Source organism: Rubritalea tangerina, from assembly GCF_042683245.1.
Taxonomy (GTDB): domain Bacteria; phylum Verrucomicrobiota; class Verrucomicrobiia; order Verrucomicrobiales; family Akkermansiaceae; genus Rubritalea; species Rubritalea tangerina.
Map to the genome: position 1 here is coordinate 1 of NZ_JBHUJB010000039.1, position 4,063 is coordinate 4,063.

Consider the following 4,063-nt stretch of genomic DNA (forward strand, 5'->3'; position numbering starts at 1 on the left):
GGTTTGTCCTTGGTTCATATTAATGAATTAGGACACCCCCTGCCTAGGATTTTGGGGAAGCTCATGAACTTCTTTGGTAGTTGAGTTCTTTTCTCTCCTTTTTCAATGGTGACTACGATGCTGTTGAATGGCCCCATTCCAGAACCAAGCCCACAATGTACTTTTTTGATTCCTTTTTGTTCTTTGAATCGACTCCAAAATTCCAATTCAATCGCTTTGAAAACGCTCCATTCTTCATATGGGTTGAGGTCCTGACATCTACTGTTCATTTCTTTTACGGAGAGCCGCTGCCATTTCTCGAAGGTCATCTTCATTTTTGTAGAACGTAAAGCACACCGCACCGCTGACAGGGGAATGCACTTTGATTTATTGTTTACGGGTAGAGGGTTGGAAATTGTGAGCGGAGCTCAACCGCGGTCAGCGGTTGGGTGCAGCGTCTTGTTCTACGAACGTAGTGTATTCGGTGGTTTCTAATTGGATGGAAGGTTATACCATCGACGTGGATCTTAATTTTCTAAAGCTGCGTAGCAAGGATGTTCTATGACAGGTCATTTAGATTTAGGCATCGACGCCGAGGATCTCACGAAGCGTAGGAAACCTAAAAAACTTATTTGGCTCATCGCATGGAAGGCCGAGAGTTCTATAAGTCTTACCCAGCTTTTGGAACAATGAAGAATGTTCGATAAGTTCATGATGGTAAAACTACAAAGTCCCGACTACACAGCTTCTGTGCAATGATGGAGAGTTCCTCAATCTTGAATAATGTTTCAACTTCTCTGCTGTCTCGTCTGTACCGAAATAGCTAGTTGAGCACACTGCAACGGGATGTCTCTAGTAGAACGTAAAGCACACCACACCGCTGACGGGGGAATGTACTGTGATTTATTGTTTACGGATTGAGGGTTGGAAATGGTGAGCGGAGCTCAACCGCGGTCAGCGGTTGGGTGCAGCGTCTTGTTATTCAAATTTATTTTATTAGAGTTACTTTACCTGGACTAATCACCAATTGAGCTCCGATTTCCTCAGCTACTAATCCAAGAACTTCCAGTAATCGAATGTTGCGAGCTTTCATTGTAATAGGCTTATTTGCTGTCTCTCCTAGATTCTTAAGTTCTATAGATACTGTATGGTCTTTAGTCATACCACGCTTGGAAAGATACTCAGCTATGAATGTTACTGGAGCTTCATCAAAATCGATGTTTGGAATAGTTACGTTTGCCAGATTTGAGGTAGTCCACGCTAGAGTTTTCTTTGGGGGTGGTCCATCTGGATCAAAAGCTGAAGCTGATAAGGATAGAGCGATCGAACAAAGAGAAAAGAATATGAACGACTTCATTTTTTAGGATAACGTAAAGCACACCACACCGCTGACGGGGGATGTACTGAGATTTATTGTTTACGGATAGAGGATTGGAAGAGGGGAGCGGAGCTCAACCGCGGTCAGCGGTTGGGTGCAGCGTCTTGTTAGCCAATTTGGTTATTACTCGTATTATTCTGTTCAACAACTTCTCTGAATTTCTTTAACTCGGGATAGCGCTTAAGTCTCAGCGTTCTAGTCTTATGAGCGTCTTTCAAAATGGAATTCATAACTCTCTCTAAAAGTGTGCCTACCACACCTGCTATTATAAGACTTCTTATTCCACCAAGTGTATAAAAAGCTATCAAACCTGTCAGAGACCCAAACCCTAGGGCAACAGACCACACAATAATGGATTGTCGCTTTGCTCGGTTGTATTCTTCATCAGTGACAGTACTGGAAATTTTTAAATGTGGAGGTAGGTTTTCAGGCATAATTATTAAGGCTAACGTAAAGCACACCGCACCGCTGACAGGGGATGTACTGTGAATTATTGTTTACGGATAGTGGATTGGAAATGGTGAGCGGAGCTCAACCGCGGTCAGCGGTTGGGTGCAGCGTCTTGTTCTGCAAGGGCAGTTTTTCGCTTTTATGCTCGTATGTAGGCATGTTCTTTCCTGGAGTCCAAGTAGGTACAGACCAACCTTTGTAGCCTGATTCTACTATCCCGCCTCTGATAGTGTAGTGTACACCAAAGGTTTCTCCACCGTCGCCACCTGCAAATGATAGAGTATAGTGATCTTCATATTCTGTAAGTGTATAGTTATCGTGATGTATTCCCTTAATATCTTGGATAAAAGAATCAGGAAATTGGATATCTTCACCTTTGATGTTTAAGGATATATTTGAAATGCTGTTATCCCACCATTCGACTACTTTGGGATCATGTTCTAGAGTGGTAGATACATCGAACTCGGCTTTATCTACAGGAACTCCTGAGTCGACTGAATGTGAACACGCACTAAACAGAATAGATGTCAGAACTGAAATACAGATAGTTAGTGGCTTCATATATAGCAGAACGTAAAGCACACCACACCGCTGACGGGGATGTACTGTGATTTATTGTTTACGGATTGAGGGTTGGAAGAGGGGAGCGAAGCTCAACCGCGGTCAGCGGTTGGGTGCAGCGTCTTGTTCTACGAACGTGGTGTAACCGATGGTTTCCAACTGGATGGAAGGTTATCAGTCGGAATAAATCTTAATTTTCTAATGCTGTGTAGCAAGGATGTTCTATGACAGGTCATTTAGATTTAGGTACCGCCGTCGAGGATGTCTAGAAACGTAGGGAACCTAAAAGCTGATATGGCTCATCGCATCGAAGGCCGAAAGATCTGAAAGTCTTACCCAGCTTTTGGAACTGCGTATGATGTTCGTTAAGTTCACGATGGCGAAATACCAGAGTCCCGAATACACAGCCAATGTGAATGCATCGCAACTGTGAAATACTGAGAGCTAGGAAATGGTTTTCTAAGCTGTCTCGTCTGCACTGAGTAATCTAGTTGAGCACTCTGCAACAGGATATCTCCAGTAGAACGTAAAGCACACCGCACCGCTGACGGGAATGTACTCTGATTTATTGTTTACGGATAGAGGGTTGGAAATGGTGAGCGGAGCTCAACCGCGGTCAGCGGTTGGGTGCAGCGTCTTGTTCTGCAAAGTCAATTTTTGGTGTGCGTCTCAAACTGCTGAATCTTGCTTAAAGCCTTCATAAAAGGTTCTGAACTGATCTCATCATCGTAACGTCTGGTGCACTCAAACAAGAATTCTTTGACGGCTATTAGCTCTGAATCTGAAAAGCTGCTAATTCGCTGGTGTGCACCAGAAGTATATAGTGAAAAAGCTATAGTATCTGCAATAATGTCAGCCTCTTCTGGGTCACGTAGCTCAGCTAGCATGAAAGCTGGCAGCCAATATCTAAATGCCGCATCTGTGAAAAATGACAAAGCGCAAGAGTGATAGCGTAAGTCTTCAACTGAGTGCTCAAACTGATCTGAGTTTTTAAAGTACTGATGAACTCCTTCGTCATCGTATCTAGTTGCCGAAATATCTGAATATTCGGATCCAGGATAAGGAGTGTTTTTAAAAGCACTCTTTATATTATCAATGAGCGTATTCATTTAGCAGAACGTAAAGCACACCGCACCGCTGACAGGGGAATGCACTTTGATTTATTGTTTACGGATTGAGGGTTGGAAATGGTGAGCGAAGCTCAACCGCGGTCAGCGGTTGGGTGCAGCGTCTTGTTCTATCAAGCTTGTGTACTCGATGGTTTCCAACTGGATGGAAGATTATCTTCCGGAAAGGATCTTATATTCATGCAACTGTGTAGCAAGGTCGTTCTATCACAGGTCATTTACATTTAGGGCGCGATGCCAAGGATCTCTAGAAACACAGGAAACCTAAAAACTGATTTGGCTCATCGCATGGAAGGCTGAGAGCTCTGGAAGCCATACCCAGCTATGCGAGCTATGAAGAATGTTCGTTAAGTTCACGATGATGTAACTCCAGAGTCCCGAATGCGCAGCCTATGGACAATGTCAGAAAGTTCTTAAATTTCGGAAAACGATCAAACTTCTCTGCTGTCTCGCCTGCACTGAAATAGATAGTTGAGCACGCAAGCTGAGGATATATCTGATAGAACGTAAAGCACACCGCACCGCTGATGGGGGAATGTACTGTGATTTATTGTTTACGGATTGTGGA

Annotated in this window: 5 protein-coding genes; all 5 read right to left on the reverse strand. The window is 43.6% G+C overall.

Annotation, left to right across the window (positions count from 1 at the left end):
* Positions 1 to 14 precede the first annotated feature (14 nt).
* Positions 15 to 314, reverse strand: coding sequence for a hypothetical protein (locus tag ACFSW8_RS09825; RefSeq protein ID WP_377178107.1), 300 nt, complete (start codon positions 312 to 314; stop codon positions 15 to 17).
* 653 nt (positions 315 to 967) lie between these two features.
* Positions 968 to 1,336, reverse strand: a complete 369-nt coding sequence (locus ACFSW8_RS09830) for a hypothetical protein (RefSeq protein WP_377178109.1) — start codon at positions 1,334 to 1,336, stop codon at positions 968 to 970.
* Between the two features lie 128 nt (positions 1,337 to 1,464).
* Positions 1,465 to 1,791 (reverse strand): hypothetical protein, encoded by a 327-nt coding sequence (locus tag ACFSW8_RS09835; protein ID WP_377178111.1) that lies wholly within the window; start codon positions 1,789 to 1,791, stop codon positions 1,465 to 1,467.
* Between the two features lie 97 nt (positions 1,792 to 1,888).
* Positions 1,889 to 2,368 carry a hypothetical protein gene (locus tag ACFSW8_RS09840; protein WP_377178113.1) on the reverse strand — a complete coding sequence of 160 codons (480 nt, stop codon included), beginning with the start codon at positions 2,366 to 2,368 and terminating at the stop codon, positions 1,889 to 1,891.
* Between the two features lie 650 nt (positions 2,369 to 3,018).
* A complete protein-coding gene (locus ACFSW8_RS09845; protein ID WP_377090678.1) occupies positions 3,019 to 3,477 on the reverse strand; it encodes a DUF6714 family protein in 459 nt (152 codons plus the stop codon).
* Between the last annotated feature and the right edge of the window lie 586 nt (positions 3,478 to 4,063).